This is a genomic window from Ruegeria sp. I3 (assembly GCF_056532525.1).
The window spans coordinates 366,178-388,013 of sequence record NZ_JBQFNI010000003.1 but is presented as its reverse complement, the minus strand read 5'-3'; the positions used below and the strand labels follow the sequence as shown (position 1 = coordinate 388,013).

Genomic DNA, 21,836 nt, shown 5'->3' with positions numbered 1-21,836 from the left:
GTTTCAAGATAGCGGCAGCAAGCTGGATTACGACAGAAAGGCCTGCAAGCGACATCTATCGTCTCTGCAGGCCAGAAATCTGCCGACACGGGCCACCAGACGGAGAGCGCGCGATCAGGCAAGCCACCAGCGTTCAGGGGCTTTGGCACCATCCATTTCCCAATTCGCGGCGATCTCGCCCTGGGCGACGGTTTTGGCAACACCCATGATATGATTGGCGAACATCGGAACGATCGCACCGCCATCATCATGAACCAAAGTCTGCGCTTCGGCATACAGAGTGCGGCGTTTGGCGTCGTCCAGCTCTGCACGGGCCTCGACCACGATGGCGTTGAAGCGATCGGCGGCTTCGCCTGTGCGCCAGGCGGTCTCGTTCCATTCGGTGTCGTTGGTATAGGCCGATGCAAACATCCAGTCCTCGGTCGGGCGGCCCGACCAGTACGAGAATGACCAGGGTTTCTTGTTCCAGACATTCGACCAGTAGCCATCCGAGGGTTCGCGAACCACTTCGATTTCAATACCTGCTTCGGCCGCGGATGCGGCGATCAATTGAGCCGCATCTACTGCGCCAGCAAATGCCGCGTCTGAAGATGACAGCTGCAGCGCGCCGCTATGGCCTGATTTCTTATAGTGATAGGTGGCCTTTTCAGCATCAAATTCGCGTTGCGGTAGATCGCCGTCGAAATAGCGGTTGGCGGTCGAGATCGGATGATCGTTGCCCAATGAGCCATGACCCAGCAGGATCTTGTCGACCAGTTCCTGACGTTTGACTGCCAGCTTCAGCGCCATGCGCAGATCGTAATTGTCGAAGGGCGCGGCATCGACCCGCATTGGTATCGTGTAATGCAGGGTCGAGGTTTTCTCGAGGATGTTGATATGTGGTGCCCGCGATAACAGGGCGACCGTCTTGGGATCGACCCGGTCGATTGCCTGGACTGATCCGTTCATCAGCGCAGTCTGGCGCGCAGTCGGGTCGATGATAGTAAGGAACTCGACCTCATCGAAATGGGCCCGATCCTGTTTGAAGTAATTCGGGTTGCGGCGCGCCTTTACCCGCACGCCCGGCTCGTACACCTCAATGATATAGCCACCGGTGCCGATACCGGATTGCGGGTCGGTCAATTTGCCATCGGTCGAAGGCATTATGACCAAGTGATAGTCCGACAGGATGTATGGGAAGTCGGCATTGGCTGATTCCAGCTCGAACACCACGTTGTTGCCATCGGCGCGCATTGATTTGATTTGGGCGACCAAGCCGTTCACCGCAGATTTCGATCCCTCGCCACGGTGGTGGTCGATAGTGGCGATGACATCGGCAGGGCTAAGGGTTTGGCCATTGTGGAACTCGACCCCTTCACGCAGGGTGAATACCCAAGTGATCGCGTCGTCCGAGGAATACTCGGTCGCGAGTTCGGGCACCAAATTGCCGCTTGCATCTACTTCGACCAAGTTGTTGCCGAACAGATAGGCGACAGCGGTGTTGATCGTACCTTCATAGGTTGCTGGATCTAACGAGTCGGTGGTCGAACCGCTGCCAAAGCCAAATTTGATTGCTCCGCCTTTTTTGGGGACCTGCGCAAGTGCTTGTCCGGATAGGCTCAATGCTGCTGGAACGGCAAGGCCTGCAGCCAGTGCGCTTGACATGAAGCTGCGACGTGAAACCCGACCGCTCTGCAGTTTCTGCATCTGAGAGGACAGGAAAGGTGATCCGGGCTTTTTCATTTGAGGCCTCCTGGTTGAACCTGTTGTTCACAATGTTCTTTGAACCGCAGCACGCAGGCCCGTTCCGAACGTCCAAGCGAAGATCACTCGGCTGTACGGCTTCAACAAACGAAGAAAACGGGGACATAGGTCATGTTTTCTTTGTCAGTGTTGCGGAGATGATCTGTCTAGACTGCGCGCACCCGCCGAATGAAGCCCCGCAGACGCAAGGAGTTCAGATGCATCCGGTTCTGGTGACGATACTGAAACGCCTGGGACTTGGCGTAGTGACCCTAGTTGTCGTTTCCATCATTATCTTCTGCTCAATCCAAATGCTGCCCGGCGATTTTGGTGAGGCTGTACTGGGCCAGGCCGCGACCGAGGAAACGGTGGCGGCGTTCCGGGCCGAGCTTGGCCTCGATAAACCTGCCTATATCCGATATTTCGACTGGATCGGTGCGTTGGTGACCGGGGATCTGGGAACGTCGTTCTCAGGTCGGGCGAGTTCGGGTGTGGATCGATCACGTCCGGTAGTGGAACTGGTCGCACCGCGCTTATGGAACACATTGTTTCTTGCGGGTATGGCGGCGCTGATCTCGGTTCCGCTAGCGCTGTTTCTGGGTATTACCACCGCGCTGTGGCGCAATTCGCGCTATGATAAGCTGGCCAGCGCCAGCACCTTGACGGCGATCTCATTCCCCGAGTTCTTCGTGGCCTACATCCTGATTTTGCTGTTCGGAACGCTATGGCCGGTGTTGCCGTCGTTGGCCAATGTGGAGCCAGGGATGCCGCTGGTCGAGCGGATCTTCAAATGCATATTACCTGCGCTTACACTGACACTTGTAATCGTCGCGCACATGATGCGTATGACGCGGGCTTCGCTGATCAGTCTTCTAGCTTCACCCTATGTCGAGATGGCGCGGTTGAAAGGAGAGAACGCCCGCCGCGTGGTTCTGCATCACGCGCTGCCCAATGCGTGGGCGCCAATTTCAACGGTGGTCGCGTTCAACCTGGCCTATCTGGTAGTTGGAGTGGTCGTGGTCGAGGTGGTGTTCGTGTATCCCGGCGTCGGCCAACTGATGGTCGATGCGGTCAGCTCGCGCGATATCCCGGTGGTTCAGGCGTGCGCCCTGATATTCGCCGCCACATATGTCCTTCTGAACCTGATTGCCGACATCATTGGAATCGTCACCAACCCGAGGCTTCTGCACCCAAAATGAGCCAGACAAGCAAGGCATATTCAGCCGCCGCCGAGGTGGGTCGCGTGCGGACCCGTCGCAGCAAGCGCGAGCGTATTTGGATCGAGCTGAAGAAAGCGCCGCCGACAGCAATTTTCGGCATGTTTGTGATCCTGTTCTATCTAGTCATGGCAATCGGAGCGCCGGTCATCGCGCCTTATGGTGAGGCCGAGGTATTCCCGACGCCTTACGCACCCTGGTCGTCCGAGCATTGGCTGGGTACCGACCAGATCGGGCGTGATATTCTGTCGCGGCTGATCTATGGTGCGCGCAACACCATCGGTATCGCTTTTGTCACTACGCTGCTGGCGTTCTTCATCGGAGGTGGTCTGGGGCTGATCGCTGCGATTAACCGCAGTTGGCTGGATCAATTGATCAGCCGGGGCGTAGATGTATTTATGGCCATTCCCAGCCTGATTTTCGCGCTGATGCTGCTGTCGATTTTCGGCTCGTCGGCGCTGTCGTTGATTTTGATTATTGCGATTCTGGATTCAACCCGCGTGTTCCGCCTGACTCGCGCTGTGGCGGTGAACGTGGCAGTGATGGATTATGTCGAGGCAGCCCGGCTGCGCGGCGAAAAACTGCCTTGGGTGATGCGTCGCGAGATTTTGCCCAACATCATGCCTCCGCTGGTGGCCGAGTTCGGGCTGCGATTCTGTTTCGTGTTCCTAACCATCGCTGCGCTCAGCTTTCTGGGCGTCGGTATTCAGCCCCCCACCGCCGATTGGGGAACCATGGTGCGCGAGACCGCCAACCTGATCCAATTCGCCAAATATGATTTCAAGGCCGGGGTCACGCCGCTGCTGCCCGCTGCCTCGATCGCGTTGATCACTGTGGCGGTCAACTTTGTCGTCGACTGGTTCTTGCACAAAACAAGCGGATTACGCGATGAACACTGAGACTGACCTTCTGCTGGATATGCGCGACATCCGTATCGAGGGGTTCTCGGACGAAAAGTGGAATCCGATCATCAGAGGTGTCAACCTGACCCTGAAGCGCGGTGAGGTGCTGGGCCTGATAGGCGAAAGTGGCGCGGGCAAGTCGACGCTGGGCAAAGCGGCTATGGGATACACTCAGCCCGGCTGTCGTATCACGGGCGGTTCGATCCGGTTCAAGGGGCAGGAGTTGCGGGATCTGGACGACCACGTGCTGCAGCATCTGTGGGGATCGCGGATAGCCTATGTGGCCCAATCGGCGGCTGCGTCGTTCAACCCGGCGCATAAGTTGTTGGATCAGACCGTTGCTGCAACGGTGCGCGAGGGACTGCAACCCGAGAATTTCGCGCGTGAGGATGCCCGCGCGCTTTATGCCTCGTTGTCGTTACCGCATCCCGAAACGATTGGTGACCGCTATCCGCATCAGGTCTCCGGGGGCCAGTTACAGCGGATCATGACAGCCATGGCGATGTCACCCCGTCCCGATTTGATCATTTTCGACGAACCGACAACTGCGCTGGATGTGACGACCCAGGTCGAGGTTCTGACTGCTATGCGCCGGATCGTCGAAGAATTTCATACCGCCGCAATCTACATAACCCATGACCTGGCGGTGGTCGCGCAGATGGCGGACCGGATCAAGGTGCTGCGCTATGGAGAAGAGGTAGAAGAGGCGGAAACGCGCAAAATGCTGTCTGCGCCCGAGCAAGAGTATACCAAATCCCTCTGGTCCGTGCGGCTGTTGCAAAAACAAGCCGAGACTTCGGATGATATCATCCTTAAAATTGACGGTGTGGATGCGGCCTATGGCAAGAGCGCCAAGGTGTTGCACAATGTGTCAATCAGCCTGCCGCGGGGGCGCACGGTGTCGATTGTCGGCGAATCCGGATCTGGTAAATCGACCACGGCGCGGGTGATCACCGGCTTGCTGCCAGCCACAAGCGGGCAGGTCACGTTCAATAGCGAGGTCCTGCCAAACGAACTGAAAAATCGCAGCCGTGATCAGCTGCGCAGAATTCAGATGATTTATCAGATGGCCGATACCGCGATGAACCCGCGTCAAACCGTAGGTGAAATCATTGGACGTCCGCTGGAATTCTATCATGGTCTGCGGGGCCGGGCGCAGGAAGGCCGGGTCATCGAACTGCTTGAAGCCATCGAGTTGTCGGAAGACTTCTACGATCGTCTTCCCAGCGAATTGTCCGGCGGACAAAAACAGAGAATTTGCATTGCGCGCGCTCTGGCCGCGGACCCTGAGGTGATTATTTGTGACGAAGTGACGTCCGCACTGGACCAGATTGTGCAGGAAGGCATACTGCAATTGCTGATGCGCCTACAAAAGGAGCGCGGAATTTCCTATCTGTTCATCACGCATGACATTGCCACGGTCGAGGCTATTTCGGACGAGATTGTTGTGATGCTGAATGGTCAAGTCGTCGAGCAGGGATTGAAGAATACCGTTCTATCCGAACCCTTCCCGGACTATACAAAGCTGCTGCTAAGTTCGGTTCCCGAGATGGACCCGGATTGGTTGACGAACCTGCTGAAAGAGCGAAAAGAAAATCACTTAGATACAAAACATGACACTGCGTAGGCGCGGGCAATAACAACACTTGCGAAGCTCAGTCGCAGTGGACTTCTCATTCTGCTTGTATTCCGAAACTCTTTTTTACCGGCACAACAATAGATCGATACGCAGAGAACCTGAAACTCAGGAGCAACTCGCGAATTAAGGTGGCTTTTGACTGGATCGCATTGATGTTCTTGGTCACGATCAGTTCAATACTCTTTTGGGCTGCCATAGGGTTAATACTTGAGGTCACCGCAGGCCGTGTAATTGCCCCGTTCTTCGACACCCCGTTGGTGACATGGGTTGCAGTCATCGCAACCTTCCTCGCCGGTTTTCCTCAGACAGTGCGCGCGAAGCCTTGTCGCAAAATACGAGTGCAAGGCTGCGATCAATAATGTGCGAGCGGCGCTTGTCGTGATGACTGTCCCAATGGCATCATCTCCGACGGTCATGGGACTGCTCTCCGTAATGGGTGCTCAAGTAGTGGCTGGAATGCTGCAGAGCGCACCTTACATGCGTCGCAAAGATCTTATCGACTAAACCTCCTAGCACGACATCGTCCAATTTGGTGATGCCTTATGAACAATAGATCTGGGACCGAGTGAACGTCGATCTCAATCTGGCATCCCCTGTCTTGTTCGTTGGAGGTGGTAGTAGCACTTTGCCCACCAACCTGCTCGCACCGCGACCACTGATGCAGGTCGCCCGGTTTTTTTCTGATCGACCCTGGCGAGCGGGCGCAGAGCTTTTACATCTCGTTTTCGCCCAACCTGACTCATGGGGGCAACGCAATCCTTCGAACGCAGCATTGGGTGCAAATGCGTTATGCGGGCCCGATCCCGGTTTCCGAATTGGCCCGCACCGCTCGACTTTAGCTGCGCACTTTTGGATTCCGATTCCTGACGGCCACGGGTTTCACGCCATCGGAATACCTGCGACAGCTTCGCATCACCAATGCCTGTCAGAGGCTGGAACTATCCCAGTCCAGTATCGAAACCATCGCGCGGGATATGAGGTATATGGTTGTTTCAGCATTCCGCCGAATGTTTCACGAAGTAGTCGACCTCTCGCCGGGAGATTACCGCAAGCGCTTTTCTTTTCTCAAAGACGCTTCGCATTTAAGAAAATGACGTCTGAACAGCCTTTCTTGGGTCTGTTTTTGCTTTGGCCAAGCGTAATTGCGAAGGTCTGATACCTCTGCTTTCTTTTGTAATCACGACCTTGACGATATGGCGGCCTCGATGCTTCGATTGATTGCCTCGATCGGTCCCATTGCGTTAACACTCGCCAAAACGCCCATATGGCTATAGTAGTCGATCAAGGGTGAAGTCTGTTCACGATATTCAATCAGACGTGCAGCGACTGTTTCGGCCTTGTCGTCAGCACGGCGCTTAAACTCGGAGCCTCCGCAATTGTCGCAGCGTTCCGCTGCCTCAAGCGGTTTGAATGTATCATGGTAACCTTCGCCACATCCTGCACAAGTAAAGCGACCGGAAATGCGGTCGACCATCTTCTTGTCATCCACCGCAAGACTGACGACAGCACTGATCTGCTGCCCCGTTTCCGCCAATAGTTGATCCAATGCGCGCGCCTGGCTAAGCGTGCGTGGAAATCCGTCTAATATCACCCCTCCGGCACAGTCCGAATCCCTCATACGGTCACGCAAGATCGAAATGACGATGTCATCTCCGACGAGCCTGCCTTCAGCCATGATAGCTTCCACCGCCTTGCCTGTTTCGCTGCCGCTTTCAATCGATCTGCGGAGCAAATCGCCTGTCGACAACTGAACCAAGCCAAATTTTTGCTCAAGCAGTCGGGATTGCGTTCCCTTACCGGCACCAGGAGGGCCGAGAAGGATTAACACTTTAGACGTATTCGGGCTGGTCACTCTTTTTCCTCTTAGAGAATATCGTAAACACGACTTGGAATAGACCGCTCAGTGCCATTTCAGATGTATTAGCGGTGTATGACGGTCGTGTGTGGGCGTTGCTTCTGATCCCTAGACCAGACTATCGCACCACATGTACGGAACAGTTTGCATGCCTGACTACGCGTGCCGCTGTGGACCCCAGAAGATAATCCTGCAATCCAGGCTGGTGGCTTGCGATAACGATGCAGTCTGCATTGTTATTCGTTGCATAATCGAGAATTCCACGGCCCGACTGTCCTTCGACAATTTCAATTTTGGAGTCCGCTACCCCGTCCACTAGTGGGCCCAGTTTGTCAGTAACACTGGTCTTTGCGATATCCAGATGGTTTTCTGGAAGCAGGTCGCTTGTGTATTGCGGAAGGTGCTCAATGACATGCAATAGAGTGATATGACCACCATCCGAGCGGAGAGTTTGTGCGACATCCAGCGCTCTTTGCGCGTCGCGGTCGGTATCAAAGGAAACAGGGACTAGAATATTTCCATACATTTCTGGTTCTCCAGCAGGTAGAAAAATTCAACAACCAGAGCAGGGAACAGGTCCGCCTGCCCTGGTTGTTGAAGTTAGGCCCGTAGCATTATCGAGAAGAGGGGCTACTGGGCCGGGGAGGGTCATCTTACGCTGCCACGAACATGTCTTTGTATCGGTCGCGCAGGATGTTCTTTTGAACTTTGCCCATGGTGTTGCGGGGCAGTTCGTCCAGCAGGATCAGTTTGCGTGGATGCTTGAACCGCGCCAAGCTACCGCGCACGGCCTCCATCATTGTGTCCAGATCGGGGGTTTGGCCCGGCTCTGCAACGATCACGCCCAGAACAGTTTCGCCGAAATCGGGATGTGGAACGCCCACCACGGCGCTTTCCAGCACGCCGGACTGGTCATCCAGAACCAGCTCGATTTCTTTGGGATAGATGTTGTAACCGCCTGAAATAATGAGGTCTTTGTTGCGGCCAACAATATGAACATAGCCGTCTTCGTCGATCCGGCCCAAATCGCCAGTGATGAAGAACCCGTTCTCGCGCAGTTCGGCGGCAGTCTTCTCCGGCATCTGCCAGTAACCTTTGAACACGTTGGGCCCGCGTACCTCGATCTCGCCGATCTCGCCCTGAGCCAGCGCATTGCCGTCTGAATCACAGATCTGCAGCTCGACCCCAGGCAATGGAAAGCCCACCGTGCCTGCGCGGCGGTCACCGTCATAGGGGTTCGAGGTGTTCATGTTAGTTTCGGTCATGCCATAGCGTTCAAGGATGCGATGGCCGGTGCGTTCTTCGAACTGTACATGGGTTTCGGCCAGCAAGGGTGCCGAGCCTGAAACAAACAGGCGCATATGTGCGGTCAGATTCTTGGTGAAGCGGTCATCGTCCAGAAGGCGGGTGTAGAAGGTTGGCACGCCCATCATGGTCGTGGCATTGGGCATCCGCCCGATGATCTCATCCAGATCGAACTTGGGCATAAAAACGATGCTGCTGCCTGCAGCCAGCGTGACATTGGTGGCCACGAATAGTCCGTGAGTGTGAAAGATCGGCAGCGCATGCAGCAGCACGTCGTCGGATGTGAAGCGCCATTCTTTGACCAGCGTCTGTGCATTCGACAACAGGTTGTTCTGGGTCAGCATCGCACCCTTCGATCGGCCTGTAGTCCCCGATGTATAGAGGAATGCGGCAAGATCGTCGCCATCACGGTCAACGGTCTCAAAGCTGGCAGGCATTGCTGCAGCCTGCTCCATCAGGCTGCCGCTGCCATCGGCGTTCAGGGTTTCCACCTTCGCGCCTAGCTGCGCACCAACCGGGGCGAGTTTCTCTTCGCTGCGGCTGTCACAAACGATCAGCGAGGCGCCACTGTTTTCGATGAAATAGGTCAATTCATCCACAGTGTAAGCGGTATTGAGCGGCAGGAATACAAGACCTGCCTGCGCACAGGCAGCATATAGCGCCAGCGCTTCGGGCGATTTCTCGATCTGTGCCGCAACCCGGTCGCCGGGTTTCAGGCCCAGCTGCGTCGCCACATGGGCGATTTGTGCGGCGGTGCTCAGGAAGTCCTGATGGGTGATGGTCGTTCCGTCGAGCAACTGCAAAAAGGCTGTGTCTTTACCGGCATGTGCGCCGAACAAACCGTCATAGAGAGGATTGGCCATAAGGGTTACCTTTCCTGTGTCGTGGTGAGAGAGGCCGACGCGGCAAGCGATTTGGCCTCGGACGAGGCGATTATCTCGCGGGTGTTGGCGAACTGTTCGTGGTTCTGCGCTACGCGGCCAAGGTCATAAAGATAGTTGACCATGGTGCCACCGGACTGTGCCCGGCCCTTGTCCGAAACATCTGCGTCGGCATGAACCGCATGGACCAGCGCACCGTTGCCAAGATGGAACCGTGCCACCGGATCGAACGGCAGATCGCCCCGACCTTTGGCGTTCAACAGGTAATGTGCGGCCAGTGCTTTCATCTGATCGGGCTCTTCGATGTTCCAATCGATGCCTTCCTGCGACAACCATTTGGTCAGCCCCGGAATTGGCGAGAGCGTGACGAAGGTTTTCAGCCCCGCCAACTCAGCCGACAGGTCCGAGGCCACCTGTTTGATCAGCGAATTGCCGAAAGAGATGCTGGCCAACCCGGCCTGACAGTTGGAGATTGAGTAGAACACAGCCGTATCGGCCTGATCTTCGGGCAATGGATCGCGGTCTTCGGCGAGCAAGGCCTGTACGGAACCCGGAATACCGCTGTTCAGCGCCACTTCGACAAAGATCAGCGGCTCATCAGGCATCGAGGGATGAAAAAAGGCAAAGCAGCGCCGGTCAGTGGGTTCCAGCCTGCGGCGCAGGTCGTCCCAGCTGTCGATGGCATGGACCGCCTCATACGCAATGATCTTTTCCAGAATATGCGCCGGGCTTTCCCAGTTGATCGGGCGCAGCACCAGAAAGCCACGGTTGAACCAGCTGGCAAACAGGTGCCGGAAGTCCAGGTCAAGCGCCTGCAATTCGGGCTCCTTGCCGCCCAGCCGCAGCAGATCAGCGCGCATCTGTACCAGTGCGCCGGTGGCACCGGGCACGCGGTTCAACCGGCGGATCATTTCCTGCCGGGCCGGTTCCACCGCAGCCGCAAAGCTGCGATAGGTCGCTTTCGATGGGTCGCGTTCGTATTCATCCAGCGACGACCGCACCGCCTCGGGGTCGATATTCATAGCCGAGGCGATATAGCGGAAGAACTCCAGCTTTTCGTCGTCGTCCAGAGTATCGAACCGGGTCAGGATTTCCTCGGCCAGCGCCAGCCCCGAAGTTTCTCCCGCTGACCCAACCAGCGCGTCGGCCAGTTCGGTCAGCGGTCGGCCATCCGGAGCCACCGCGCTGTCGCGGCGGTAACGCCGCTCGAACACGGTGGATAGAAGATCCGCCAGCAGGGTCATACCGCTGCTCCCATCACCAAGTCAGGCAGCCATGTGGCCAGACCGGGGAACAGGCACAGCAGGACAATCGCGATCACCATGCAGGCCACGAAGGGGAGAGAGCCTGTCAGGATGGTCTTGAGCGAGATGTCGGGCGCAATGCCGTTGATCACATAGAGGTTCAGGCCGACAGGGGGCGAGATCAGGCCAATCTCCATGTTGATGGTCAGTACAACCGCAAACCAGATCGGATCGAAGCCAGCGGTGGTGATGATCGGCAGCAGGATCGGTGCTGCCATCAGGATCACAGCGACGGGCGGCAGGAAGAACCCGGCGATCAGCAGGAACACGTTGACCGCACCCATCAGAACCCAACGGTTCACGTCCAGCGTACCGATCCATTCGGCAATCGCCTGTGTGATGAACAGCGAGCTGAGCATGTAAGAGAACACACCGGCAGCGGCGATGATGAACAGGATCATCACGCTTTCCTTGGTGCTGTCGCGCAGCACGACCCAGATGTCCTTGGGGTTCCACAGCTTGTAGATGATCATCGCGATCAGCAGGCAGAGCAGGGCACCGACAGCAGCCGTTTCCGACGGGGTGGCGATACCGCCATACATGGCGTAAAGCACACCCAGAATGATGCCGAGGAAGGGCAGCACGCGCGGCAGAATCTCGAACCGTTCGGCCCAGGTGTAGCTGCCCGAACCCAGACGGGTCGCGTCACCGGATTTCCAGGTCGAATACAGCGACCAGGCCATGAACAGACCCACCAGCATAAGGCCCGGGATCACACCGGCCAGAAACAGACGGCCAATCGAGGTTTCGGTGGCAATACCGTAAACGATCATGGTGACCGATGGCGGGATCAGGATTCCCAGAGTACCGCCTGCAGCGATCGAACCGGCGGCGACGCCGTCAGGATAGCCACGTTTGCGCATCTCCGGGATACCCATCTTGCCGATGGCGGCACAGGTCGCGGGTGACGAACCGGACATAGCCGCAAATAGGGCACAGGCACCGAGGTTTGATACGACCAGACCGCCGGGAACACGGGTCAGCCAGCGTTCCAGCGCTTCGTACAAATCCGCTCCAGCTCTGGTAGAGGCGATTGAGGCCCCCATGATGATGAACATCGGGATAGACAGAAGGGCGAAGTTATCGAGTTTGCCGAACAGGATTTCCGGCATCAGTTCCAGCGAGCGCGGTCCGTCAAAGACGATTAGGAACCCAGCCGAGACGATCAGCAGGCCGATGGCCACGGACACGCCCGAGAAAAGAACAAGGATGGTGGCGATGGCGACAATAGCGCCGAGCAGAAGGGGATCCATCGGCTTTACTCCAGACCAAATGGTTTATCGATGCCAAGCAGGACGGCGACGAGATCGGCGAGCAATTGCAACAGCAGCAGACCAAAGCCAACTGGGATGGCGAGGTAGGGGATCCACAGGCGAACGCCCCAAACGGTGTCGGATTTCCATCCGCGCTCCCATGCGAAATGCCAATATTCGTAGCCGTAGAACAGCATGACTGAGACGATGGCGATGGACAGGACCGAAGTCAGGATCGCCATGTAAAAGCGGGCTCGAGGTGCGAGCGAAATCGGGATCAGGTCAACATTCACGTGACCGCGCAGACGCTGCACATAAGGCAGACCGACCAGGGTTGCGGCGATGACCAGATAAATGACCGCTTCGGTTTGCCAAATGGTCGATTGATTCAGCACGAAGCGCACGATGATCATCTGGCAGGTGATTGCGACAGCAGCGACGATCATGCCTGCGGAACACCATCCAGCCAGAGTTGAAAGCGCAGCGACAAAGCGAAGGAAGGGATTGTTCCCTGTGTGGGAAGCAACGGCAGAGCTATGACCGGCCATTTGCGCCTCCTGTGATTGAGATGCAATTAAGTCTGAAGATCAGAGAAGATCAGAACCAAGATCGGATGCCGAGCGGCGGCAGGCCGCCCGGCAAGTTGGGGTCATTCGACTGCCAGAGCCTTGTCCAGCAGGTCCTGCCCATCAGGAACCTCTTCTACGAAGGCCTTGTAAGATGTTTCCATTGCCAGCGTACGCCATGCTTCGAAGTCTTCGGCGCTCATCTCCGCAATCTCAACACCGGCGTCGGCAAAAACTTTCGCCGAGTTGGCGTCCTGTTTCTTGGCCTCTTCCAAATAGAAGGCCTGTGCCTTTTCCGATGCAGCCAGCAATGCGGCTTGCTGATCTTGGTTCAGTCCGTCGAAGGTGGATTTGTTCATCAGCAGCGGCTGATACATGAACCACAGCGCCACATCGCCCGCAGGGGTATAGCAGGCAACCTGCTCGTAGATGCGGTAGCTGACAAAGGACGAGGACGACGTGTTGGCCGCCTGCAAAACGCCGGTTTGCATGGCGTTATAGATTTCCGACGACGCCATTGATGCGATCGAGGCATCAGCGCCGGCCAGCATCTGCTCGAAGGATTTACCTGCCGCGCGAGTCTGCAGGCCTGCGACATCCTCAGGGTTCGTGATGCACTTGTCTTTACCGGCGAAGCCACCGGCCAGATAGCCATGCACCAGCACCATCACGTCGTCCTGAGCCATTTTCTCTTCCAACGCCTCCATGAAGGGCGAGTCGGCCAGACGGGCAGCGTGATCGTGGTTTTTCACCAATCCCGGCATCAGCGTCAGATTATAGGCAGGCTGCTGACCGCCGGCGTAGGACAGCGGCAGTATGGTCATATCCAATTGACCGCGGCTGAGCGGCTTGTACTGCTCGCGCGGCTTGAACAGCGATTTCGAGCCGAAAATCTTGATTTCCAGATCAACGTCCGCCGCCGCAACCTCGTCTGCAACAATCTGTGCTACTTGATGGCGAATGTCCTTGTTCGACCACTGATGTGACAGGCGCAGTTCCTCCGCTGACACCAATGTACCTGCGGATGCAAGCGCCAACGCAGCGACGGCCGTTTTGAACACTGATTTCATTTTTTCCTCCCGTTTTCAGTCCCGGATGAGCCGGGGATGAATAGAAGCATAGGGCAGTAATGTTTTTTTAGTCAAGGTTTTTGTATACAAGATATGATTTCTTGAGTTCTCGCCTAATCACAAGTAAAACAGAAACCTATGGACCAACGACTTGCAGATACCATCGCTCAGGATTTGGAAGAGCTGATTTTTGACGGGACATTTTCGGACGGTGACCGTCTAGATGAGGTCAAACTGGCTGAGCAGTTCGGGGTCTCACGAACGCCACTTAGGGAAGCATTCCAGAGACTTGCCTTGTCGGGGTTGGTCGATCTGATAGCGCGGCGGGGCGCTTTTGTCCGACAGCCCGGCCCGGTGGAACTGATGGAGATGTTCGAGGTCATGGCCGAGCTTGAAGCCGTTTGTGGTCGACTTGCGGCGTTGCGCATTTCCGATGAAGCTTTGCTTGAACTGACCGAAGCTAACAGCAAATGCCAACTGGCCGTGGATGCGGGCAATCCCGATGCGTACTACCTGGAAAACGAGCGGTTCCATCGAATCATCTATCAACAGTCCGGCAATGCATTCTTAGAGCAAGAAACTTCCAAGCTGCACAGAAGGCTCAAACCATTCCGTCGACAGCAGCTTCGGTTCCGTGGTCGTATGGCCCAGTCCATGGCCGAACACGAAGAAATTGTCAGAGCCCTGAAAAAAGGCGTACCGGAAGAAACAGCGAATGCGCTGCGTGACCATGTCGCCGTACAGGGTGAGAAGTTTCGCAACCTTATGGCTTCACTAAAGAGCGCAGCTGAGTAGCAGTTGCCGTTAATACACGCGGAATTTCATTGTGAGCGCGACTGAGCTGGTCAGCTAGCGTTGATGCCAGTGCGCCATTGAAACAGATCTCAAGTATAATCGAGTCAAATTTCGAACCCATATTGACGCGGCAGGATTTCCTATTGTCCTATCCCCCTGGTAGGGATATGTGGTTGCGATATGAATCACAAGCACACCTCACACCCAACGATTATCGCGCGGCTTAAGCGGGCCGAAGGCCATCTTGCGAAAGTCATCAAGATGTTAGAACAGCAGAGTCCCTGCACAGACGTCGCGCAGCAACTACACGCGGTTGAAAAAGCAGTTACGAACGCAAAACGAGCGCTTATTCACGACCATATCGATCACTGTCTGACGGGCAGCGATGATTCCAGGCAAGCCGCGGAAGAATTGAAGAGTATTAGCAAATATCTTTGATCCGATGCTTTCAGTTCTGAAAAATCGAACATATCGCCATCTGTTCTTCGCCCAAATCGTAGCGTTGTCGGGCACTGGTTTGGCAACAGTGGCTCTCGGCTTGCTCGCCTTTCAGCTTGCCGAAGATTCTGCTGCGTTGGTGCTGGGAACTGCGCTTACGATCAAGATGGTCGCATATGTCACAGTGGCGCCTTTAGCTGCCGCATTCTCGGAACGTCTGGACCGGCGCGCAATGTTGGTCGCGTTAGATCTGGTCAGAGCGGCAGTTGGCTTGGCGTTGCCCTTTGTTTCCGAGGTATGGCAGATTTATGTGCTGATCTTCATCCTCCAATCGGCATCCGCCGGGTTCACACCGACCTTTCAGGCAACCATTCCTGATGTCTTGCCGGATGAGAAAGAATACACCAAAGCACTTTCTCTTTCGCGATTGGCCGTGGATATGGAGAGCTTGTTGAGCCCGATTTTGGCCGCCGCACTGCTAACGGTCATGAGCTATGATAATCTGTTCTGGGGCACCGTCTTGGGCTTCCTTGCATCAGCCGTTCTGGTTGCATCCGTATTACTGCCATCGCCGAAACCTTCCAAACCGAGAGGTATCTACGATCGGACAACACGCGGAATGCGGTTATATCTCAGGTCGTCCCGATTGCGAGGATTGCTGGCGGTAAATTGGGTCATCTCGGCTACGGGCGCCATGGTCATTGTCAACACAGTTGTCATTGTCCGCAGTGATTTGGGATTGTCAGAAAGTGCCGCCGCTTTGGTTCTTGCCGCTTTCGGGGCAGGGTCAATGATGATGGCGATGACTATCCCGAGCTTGCTGGATCACCACAGCGAGCGCGCGGTCATGCTATCCGGTGCGATACTGAATATACTTGCATTGGCGCTATTGGCCCTCAGCGTCGTAGCCATTCCTATATCAATGTCGACCATCATGGTTGGCTGGTTTGCGATCGGCGCGGGATACTCAGCAATGCTCACTCCTGGGGGGCGTGTTCTGACGCGGTCCGCCCATCCTGAAGATCGGCCTTCCGTGTTTGCAGCGCAGTTTGCATTGTCACACGCCTGCTGGTTGATCTTTTACCCGGTTTCCGGCTGGTTGATCACTGAATTCGGAACCCTGGTTACGATGCTCGTGCTGGCGGTTCTGGCGTGCCTCGGCTTGATTACGGCATGGCGTATCTGGCCAATAGACGCAGATCTACCTGTAAAGCATGAGCATCCAGATTTGCCGCCCGACCACCCTCACCTGAAAGGTGCGGGGCCGCACAAACATGTGATCATCGTCGACAGTTTGCATCGCCAGCTGACGCGCTCGGTGCGAGCCTCTGATCGCCTATGAGGTGCTGCTATTCGAAAAGCACTTAAAAAATGTGTAGATATAAAGATATATTGCATGTTTATAAAAGATGGTATTGGACGTGTTTATCCGTCTTCACTAGGCATTCAGTGCCAAAGTTAAACGCCTTTTGTCTAAACCACCCATGGATGGGAGCGAAGTTGGTTGCAGAGCTACAACGTATAGAAGCACCACCCCGCTTCGCTTTACGGGCTGTCTATACTGGGCCCGCACAGTGTATTTTGGACTGCTTCTTGATTGTCTGACAGCCTCACTTGTAGCTGGTTCTCATGTTCATTAAGATCCGGCAGTCACCCATCAGGCAGAAGCGTCAGCCAAATCGGCTCCTGTGGCTTCTGGGCTGGGTGCTCAATTCGCTTCACGACATGTGTCGCACAATCAAAGTAACAAATCCTCGGACGACGACAGTGCCCCGGTAAAACTCACTGCCAACCACAGCACGACGCATGTACATGAAGTACCTTTTGTCGCATTTCAGATGGCGACGGCGGCTGAGCGGGGTTATCGATCGATCTGCCTTATGTCGTCACGGTGTTCGCAGGCAACAGACATTTTCCATCCTCCAAGACTTGGGTGATCGCACGCATGAAGTTCACGTATCGCACGGGCTGAAATCTTCTTCAGACTGATAGCGACGTGTCCGCCCACCCAGGCAATCTAATGCGCAATCAAAAGTCACATCAGAAGCTCTGAGTATCGATGTCGGACTTTCTGACCCAACAGTTTTGGAGAATCGAAATGCCAATTCTTACCCGCCGCGCCGCCCTGATGGCCGAGCGTGTCGCCGGCCCTTCGGCTTCGGCGGAACTGGTTGCACAGATCGAGGACGAGCTGGGCCTAAACGACCCTCTGCCCGTCCGCTATGTCCGGTGGCTGGGCGATGCACTGACCGGTGATCTGGGCATCTCGCTGCGGTCCGGCAAACCCATCGGGCAGGAGTTCGCCGAACGCCTGCCCATAACCGCCGCCCTGCTGATCTGGGGTGGTGTGATCGCCTTTTTCCTATCGCTGCTGGTCGGCCTTGCGGGCGCAATCAGCAATGGTGGCTGGATCGACAGGCTGCTACGGGCGTTTTCGCTGCTGGCGGCCTCAACACCCAATTTCTTTGTCGCGGCCCTGCTGGTGATTCTGTTTTCCGTCACGCTGAGCTGGCTGCCCGCATTTGGCGGCGCAGGCGTGGCCAGCTGGATCATGCCGTGCCTGACCATTGCGCTGTTTCCCGGCGCGGTGCTCAGCCGTGTGGTGCGCGTCGGCCTGCAAGAGGTGATGGCTCGCCCTTTCGCCACCACTGGCTTTGCCAAGGGATATGGCCGGTCAGGCGTGCTGCTGCGCGAGGCGCTGCCCAATATAGCTGTGCCTTACCTGACCACATTCGGCGCGCAGTTCACGCTGATGATCATCGGGTCGATCGTGGTCGAGACGGTCTTTGCCCTCGAAGGCGTCGGCGCGTTTTTCATCGAGGCGATCCGGTTCCGCGATTTCGTCTCGATGCAGGCGATCCTGCTGACCTTCATCGTGTTCTTTGTGTTCGTTAACCTGTTTGTCGACCTGCTGTGCATGCTGATCGACCCCCGCATCCGGAGGCAGAAGAATGCATATCCTGAAAAAATTGCCGTGGCTGGTGATCACCCCTTTGGCCCTGTTCACCTTGATCGCCATTCTCGCTCCGTGGATCAGCCCTTATGATCCAACTGCGCAGAACTATGGCGCCATCCTGCAGGGTCCTAGTGCCGCCCATTGGCTTGGCACCGACTATCTGGGCCGCGATATGCTCAGCCGTCTGATCAATGGCGCGCGTGTGTCTCTGTTTGCCATTTCGATGGTGCTGGCCTCGGCGTTGTTGATTGGCGTGGTGATCGGGTCTTTAGCAGGCTATGTCGGCGGCAAGGTCGAGCTTGTGCTGATCAGCGCCATCGAAATCGTACTGTCGCTGCCCAGCCTGATCGTGGCGCTGGCTTTCATCGGCATCTTCGGCCCCGGCTACTGGTCGATGATCGCGACGCTGACCATAGCATGGTGGGCCAACTATACCCGCATGAGCCGCTCCGTCGTCGCATCAGAACTGCATCAGCCGTATATCGGGGCCGCGCGGATCATGGGTGCGGGCCATGTACGCATATTCTCGCGCCATATCCTGCCGTATGTGCTGGCGCTGGTGGTGGTCTATGCCTCAGCGGATTCAGGCGCGCTGGTGCTGGCGATTACCACGCCGTCCTTTCTGGGTTTGGGGGTCGAACCCCCCACACCGGAATGAGGCCAGATGTTGGTCGACGGCATGAGCTATCTTGAGGAATATCCCCGCCTCGTCATCGCGCCCGGTCTTGCCCTGACCATGGTGGTGGTCAGCTTCAACCTGCTGGGTGAACATTTCGCGTTGCAAAAAGTGCCGCGCGCGCTGAACCCGCGCCGTTTGCGTAAGCTAAAACGGGAACGCCTCGGCGACGAGGCCGAGATTCAGGCCAAGGAGGTCAAAGCATGACCCAACCCGTTTTTCAAATCGAGGATCTTGTGATCGATCTTTATACTGAGCAAGTCTCGGTCCGGGCGGTCGATACCGCCTCGCTGTCGGTGATGCCGGGTGAGATTCTGGCAATTGTCGGCGAAAGCGGATCGGGCAAAACGGTGATGACGTTGGGCCCGTTGGGCCTTCTGCCCGAAGGCGTATCAGTCGATATTCGCGGCAGTGCTGTGTGCGGCGGGCGATCGCTGCTGAACCGCTCCGACCGGGCGCTGGCGGGCAATCCGCGCGTGCTGATCGCGGATGAGCCGAAAACGGCACTGGACGCCACCGTGCAGGCGCAGATTCTGGAACTGATCAAGGATATCCAGCAACAGGAAGATATCGCGGTGGTGCTGATCACCCATAATATCGGCGTGGTCGCTTCGGTCGCCGACCGCGTGGCGGTGCTCTATGCGGGTCGGGTGGTGGAAAGCAGCACGGTTGCGTAGGTGCTAACCGCACCGGTGCACCCCTATACGCAGGGGTTGCTGGCCTCGGTCCCCGATCTGCGGGCCAACAGCAACGAAGTACCCGAGGGCATCCCCGGATCGCCCCGTGATCAGTCGCGGCTGCGCACCGGTTGCCCGTTCGATACGCGCTGTTCGCGCATGCTCCCGGTCTGCGCCACCCAACGCCCGGCGCTCATCCCGGTGCCTTGGACGGCACTCATGTCACAGCCTGCCACGCGGCGCAGGCGGAACTGGAAAGGGCCTGAGATGGAGACGCAAAACGCAATCGAGGTTCACGACTTGAAGGTTCATTCCCCGGCAGCGGCCCCGACCGGATGGTGCGTGCGGTGGATGGCGTAGATCTGATCGTCGCGTGCGGTGCTTTTCGCGCCATCGTTGGCGAATCCGGCTGCGGCAAGACCACATTGGCGCGAGCCATGGTCGGGCTGCAACCGGCCAAATCGGGTTCGGTGCGCTTTCTGGGGCAGGATCTGGCCGACGGGATGCGCGACCGCAAGGCGCTGGCAAAACAGATGCAGTTCGTGTTCTAGAACCCGCAGGGTGCGCTCAGCCGTCGCCAGACGGTTTATCAGTCGCTTGAGGAACTCCTCTCGATCCACAGGTTCGGTCGCAAGGATCGTCAACAGCGCATCGCCCGACTGATGCATCTGGTGGGGCTGCCTGAAACGGCGGGTGAGCGTCTGCCACGGTCTCTGGCCGGCGGGCAACGGCAGCGTGTCGCGATTGCTCGCGCCCTGATGCTAGAGCCCGAAATTCTGATCTGTGACGAACCGCTTTCAGCGCTGGATGTCTCGACTTAGGCGCAGATCGTGAAGCTGTTCGTAACCCTGCAGCAGGAACTCGGCCTGACGGTACTGATGATCTCGCACGACTTGGCGGTGGTGCGGGAAATGTGTAGCGACATGACAGTGATGTATCTGGGTCGCGTGATGGAGAAAGGTTCAACCGAGAACCTGTTTAACGATGCACAACATCCTTATACCCAAGCGCTTTTGTCTGCTGTCCCGTCTCCCGACCCGCGTATTGAGGCAACCAGGCAGCGCATCGTACTACACGGTGACCCGCCCAGCCCAATGGACCGGCCACCCGGATGCCGTTTCCAGACGCGCTGTCAGCGGGCGCAAGACATATGCCGGCAAAAAGGGCCAATTCTCACAGGTCAACACAATGAACACGCAGTTGCGTGCTATTTTCCTGGTTCGGCTGCACCGCGAGAACACGCAAATTGAAGTCCTGATCTGTCGAGAAGGAGATCTTTAGGCCTTTTCGGCAGATCGGAGACTTCCCGCTGACAATGATATCCAGGGTTGCGAGACAACGATTATTGACGCTAAGTGATTACGATAGCGCATGAAGAAAAACGGACGGAAAACCGTCGCGGGCAGGAACAGTTATGCAGATTGTGTCGGGCAGACAACTGGCTGATTGGATCAGACACGCGTTTATCGCGATGATGGTTCTATGCGTATTTGCCTGGTCAGTGGCCCCGTCTTTCACACACTCTGCCAACTATTTGCTTAGCGTGTCAGAACGCAGCCAGATAATGGGTGATCACGGCCATTCCCATGGCGAAGCACTGGACAATTACTGGGCGCTGCATGGCCATAGTCACGATGCGGTCGATCATGATCACAGCTCGGCGATCCTGTTCCTGGTTGCCGAGGCGGAATCGGTCGACAGATTTAGGTTGCCTGATGCGCTGGAACCGTTTCTGGACAAACCTGACCCCATATATAGGCTTGACCGACCTCCGCGCGTGTGACCGAACCCGCTTTTGCGGGGTTTGACGATCAATCACACAACATAGCGGAGAAATATCTCATGCAAACCGTCCAAAGGGGCCGGTTAGGGGAGGCTATGCGCCAATCCCTGACGCTGGCAGCCCTTGTCTTTGCGGCGCTCGCCTACAGCGCGTCTTATGCCGCAGCCCATAACGTCACGGCTGGCGATGCCGGCTATATTCAACAGATCTGGGGCGTCAAACTGATCCCCTTCGCCTATCTGGGTGCCAAGCACATGGTGACGGGATATGACCATATCCTGTTTCTGTTAGGGGTCGTGTTTTTCCTGTACCGGGCCAAACATGTCGCCACCTATGTCAGCATCTTTGCCGTGGGCCATTCCACGACCATGCTGCTTGGCGTCTACTACGGCTGGAACGTCAATGCTTACATTATTGATGCCATCATCGGTTTGTCTGTCGTCTACAAGGCGCTGGACAATCTGGGAGCGTATCAGCGTTGGTTCGGCCATCAGCCCAATACCAAATGGGCCACGCTGATCTTCGGCTTTTTCCACGGCCTTGGTCTCGCAGCCAAGATTTTGGACTATGATATGCCCGAAGACGGGCTGTTGCCCAACTTGCTGGCCTTCAACGTCGGCGTCGAAATCGGCCAGTTCATAGCCCTTGCCCTGATCCTGATCTTCATGGGGTTTTGGCGCAAATCCAAATTCTTCTGGAAACACGCCTATGGCGTCAACGTCGCGATGATGGCGGCTGGTTTCGTGCTGATGGGATATCAGCTGACCGGCCTGTTCGTCTCAGCCTGAATAAACGGA

At 56.4% G+C, this 21,836-nt stretch carries 24 protein-coding genes and 1 pseudogene; 16 read left to right on the top strand and 9 right to left on the bottom strand.

All coding sequences use genetic code 11. The features are described 5' to 3' along the window. Window positions 1-114 precede the first annotated feature (114 nt). Entirely contained in the window at window positions 115-1,722 is a 1,608-nt protein-coding gene (locus tag ACR0L9_RS10325; protein ID WP_170611895.1) for an ABC transporter substrate-binding protein, read from the bottom strand. 218 nt (window positions 1,723-1,940) lie between these two features. Between ACR0L9_RS10325 and ACR0L9_RS10320 the strand changes: the two genes are divergently transcribed. The 3 genes from ACR0L9_RS10320 to ACR0L9_RS10310 are packed head-to-tail and all read left to right on the top strand — an operon-like array spanning window position 1,941 to window position 5,468. Further along, a complete protein-coding gene (locus ACR0L9_RS10320) occupies window positions 1,941-2,921 on the top strand; it encodes an ABC transporter permease (protein WP_170647029.1) in 981 nt (326 codons plus the stop codon). Continuing rightward, window positions 2,918-3,838 carry an ABC transporter permease gene (locus ACR0L9_RS10315; protein ID WP_480895572.1) on the top strand — a complete coding sequence of 307 codons (921 nt, stop codon included), beginning with the start codon at window positions 2,918-2,920 and terminating at the stop codon, window positions 3,836-3,838. The genes ACR0L9_RS10320 and ACR0L9_RS10315 overlap by 4 nt, the downstream gene beginning before the upstream one ends. Further along, window positions 3,828-5,468 carry an ABC transporter ATP-binding protein gene (locus ACR0L9_RS10310; RefSeq protein WP_480895571.1) on the top strand — a complete coding sequence of 547 codons (1,641 nt, stop codon included), beginning with the start codon at window positions 3,828-3,830 and terminating at the stop codon, window positions 5,466-5,468. The genes ACR0L9_RS10315 and ACR0L9_RS10310 overlap by 11 nt, the downstream gene beginning before the upstream one ends. A 46-nt stretch (window positions 5,469-5,514) precedes the next feature. Here ACR0L9_RS10310 and ACR0L9_RS10305 read toward each other — a convergent pair whose 3' ends face one another. Then, the gene (locus ACR0L9_RS10305) at window positions 5,515-5,757 is read right to left on the bottom strand and encodes a hypothetical protein (RefSeq protein WP_480895570.1); all 243 of its coding nucleotides are present in this window, start codon (window positions 5,755-5,757) and stop codon (window positions 5,515-5,517) included. A gap of 562 nt (window positions 5,758-6,319) precedes the next feature. Between ACR0L9_RS10305 and ACR0L9_RS10300 the strand changes: the two genes are divergently transcribed. After that, window positions 6,320-6,574, top strand: a complete 255-nt coding sequence (locus ACR0L9_RS10300) for a helix-turn-helix domain-containing protein (RefSeq protein WP_480895760.1) — start codon at window positions 6,320-6,322, stop codon at window positions 6,572-6,574. 83 nt (window positions 6,575-6,657) lie between these two features. Here ACR0L9_RS10300 and ACR0L9_RS10295 read toward each other — a convergent pair whose 3' ends face one another. The 7 genes from ACR0L9_RS10295 to dctP all read right to left on the bottom strand — a co-directional run bounded on the left by ACR0L9_RS10295 (window position 6,658) and on the right by dctP (window position 13,714). Then, entirely contained in the window at window positions 6,658-7,308 is a 651-nt protein-coding gene (locus tag ACR0L9_RS10295) for an adenylate kinase (RefSeq protein ID WP_480895759.1), read from the bottom strand. 145 nt (window positions 7,309-7,453) lie between these two features. Further along, window positions 7,454-7,861 carry a universal stress protein gene (locus ACR0L9_RS10290; RefSeq protein WP_170423167.1) on the bottom strand — a complete coding sequence of 136 codons (408 nt, stop codon included), beginning with the start codon at window positions 7,859-7,861 and terminating at the stop codon, window positions 7,454-7,456. 127 nt (window positions 7,862-7,988) lie between these two features. After that, window positions 7,989-9,503 carry a malonate--CoA ligase gene (locus ACR0L9_RS10285; protein WP_480895569.1) on the bottom strand — a complete coding sequence of 505 codons (1,515 nt, stop codon included), beginning with the start codon at window positions 9,501-9,503 and terminating at the stop codon, window positions 7,989-7,991. Window positions 9,504-9,508: 5 nt separating this feature from the next. Continuing rightward, a complete protein-coding gene (locus ACR0L9_RS10280; protein WP_480895568.1) occupies window positions 9,509-10,765 on the bottom strand; it encodes a malonyl-CoA decarboxylase in 1,257 nt (418 codons plus the stop codon). Beyond that, window positions 10,762-12,078 carry a TRAP transporter large permease gene (locus ACR0L9_RS10275; RefSeq protein ID WP_170423173.1) on the bottom strand — a complete coding sequence of 439 codons (1,317 nt, stop codon included), beginning with the start codon at window positions 12,076-12,078 and terminating at the stop codon, window positions 10,762-10,764. The genes ACR0L9_RS10280 and ACR0L9_RS10275 overlap by 4 nt, the downstream gene beginning before the upstream one ends. A 5-nt stretch (window positions 12,079-12,083) precedes the next feature. After that, complete coding sequence (locus ACR0L9_RS10270; RefSeq protein WP_480895567.1) at window positions 12,084-12,626, bottom strand: TRAP transporter small permease; 543 nt, start codon at window positions 12,624-12,626, stop codon at window positions 12,084-12,086. Window positions 12,627-12,727: 101 nt separating this feature from the next. After that, complete coding sequence (gene dctP, locus ACR0L9_RS10265) at window positions 12,728-13,714, bottom strand: TRAP transporter substrate-binding protein DctP (RefSeq protein ID WP_170423177.1); 987 nt, start codon at window positions 13,712-13,714, stop codon at window positions 12,728-12,730. A gap of 138 nt (window positions 13,715-13,852) precedes the next feature. Here dctP and ACR0L9_RS10260 point away from each other — a divergent pair, with 138 nt between their 5' ends. The 12 genes and pseudogenes from ACR0L9_RS10260 to ACR0L9_RS10205 all read left to right on the top strand — a co-directional run bounded on the left by ACR0L9_RS10260 (window position 13,853) and on the right by ACR0L9_RS10205 (window position 21,827). After that, the gene (locus tag ACR0L9_RS10260; protein WP_170423179.1) at window positions 13,853-14,509 is read left to right on the top strand and encodes a GntR family transcriptional regulator; all 657 of its coding nucleotides are present in this window, start codon (window positions 13,853-13,855) and stop codon (window positions 14,507-14,509) included. A 180-nt stretch (window positions 14,510-14,689) separates the two neighbouring features. After that, window positions 14,690-14,947 (top strand): metal-sensing transcriptional repressor, encoded by a 258-nt coding sequence (locus tag ACR0L9_RS10255; RefSeq protein ID WP_480735289.1) that lies wholly within the window; start codon window positions 14,690-14,692, stop codon window positions 14,945-14,947. Window positions 14,948-14,951: 4 nt separating this feature from the next. Continuing rightward, entirely contained in the window at window positions 14,952-16,289 is a 1,338-nt protein-coding gene (locus tag ACR0L9_RS10250) for an MFS transporter (RefSeq protein WP_480895566.1), read from the top strand. Window positions 16,290-17,045: 756 nt separating this feature from the next. After that, window positions 17,046-17,993: an ABC transporter permease gene (locus ACR0L9_RS10245; RefSeq protein ID WP_480895565.1), complete on the top strand. Its 948-nt coding sequence runs from the start codon at window positions 17,046-17,048 to the stop codon at window positions 17,991-17,993. Further along, complete coding sequence (locus tag ACR0L9_RS10240; RefSeq protein WP_480895564.1) at window positions 17,899-18,561, top strand: ABC transporter permease; 663 nt, start codon at window positions 17,899-17,901, stop codon at window positions 18,559-18,561. The genes ACR0L9_RS10245 and ACR0L9_RS10240 overlap by 95 nt, the downstream gene beginning before the upstream one ends. A gap of 6 nt (window positions 18,562-18,567) precedes the next feature. Beyond that, a complete protein-coding gene (locus tag ACR0L9_RS10235) occupies window positions 18,568-18,786 on the top strand; it encodes a hypothetical protein (RefSeq protein WP_480586066.1) in 219 nt (72 codons plus the stop codon). Further along, window positions 18,783-19,256 (top strand): ABC transporter ATP-binding protein, encoded by a 474-nt coding sequence (locus ACR0L9_RS10230; RefSeq protein WP_480586063.1) that lies wholly within the window; start codon window positions 18,783-18,785, stop codon window positions 19,254-19,256. The genes ACR0L9_RS10235 and ACR0L9_RS10230 overlap by 4 nt, the downstream gene beginning before the upstream one ends. Then, window positions 19,257-19,616 (top strand): oligopeptide/dipeptide ABC transporter ATP-binding protein, encoded by a 360-nt coding sequence (locus tag ACR0L9_RS10225; protein ID WP_480586060.1) that lies wholly within the window; start codon window positions 19,257-19,259, stop codon window positions 19,614-19,616. Beyond that, a pseudogene (locus tag ACR0L9_RS10220) lies at window positions 19,592-20,077 on the top strand (ATP-binding cassette domain-containing protein). The gene ACR0L9_RS10225 and the pseudogene ACR0L9_RS10220 overlap by 25 nt, the downstream one beginning before the upstream one ends. A gap of 9 nt (window positions 20,078-20,086) precedes the next feature. Next, complete coding sequence (locus ACR0L9_RS10215) at window positions 20,087-20,506, top strand: oligopeptide/dipeptide ABC transporter ATP-binding protein (RefSeq protein WP_480895563.1); 420 nt, start codon at window positions 20,087-20,089, stop codon at window positions 20,504-20,506. A 293-nt stretch (window positions 20,507-20,799) separates the two neighbouring features. Further along, the gene (locus ACR0L9_RS10210) at window positions 20,800-21,039 is read left to right on the top strand and encodes a hypothetical protein (protein ID WP_170818278.1); all 240 of its coding nucleotides are present in this window, start codon (window positions 20,800-20,802) and stop codon (window positions 21,037-21,039) included. Window positions 21,040-21,098: 59 nt separating this feature from the next. Next, window positions 21,099-21,827: a HupE/UreJ family protein gene (locus ACR0L9_RS10205; RefSeq protein WP_480895562.1), complete on the top strand. Its 729-nt coding sequence runs from the start codon at window positions 21,099-21,101 to the stop codon at window positions 21,825-21,827. Window positions 21,828-21,836: the final 9 nt, after the last annotated feature.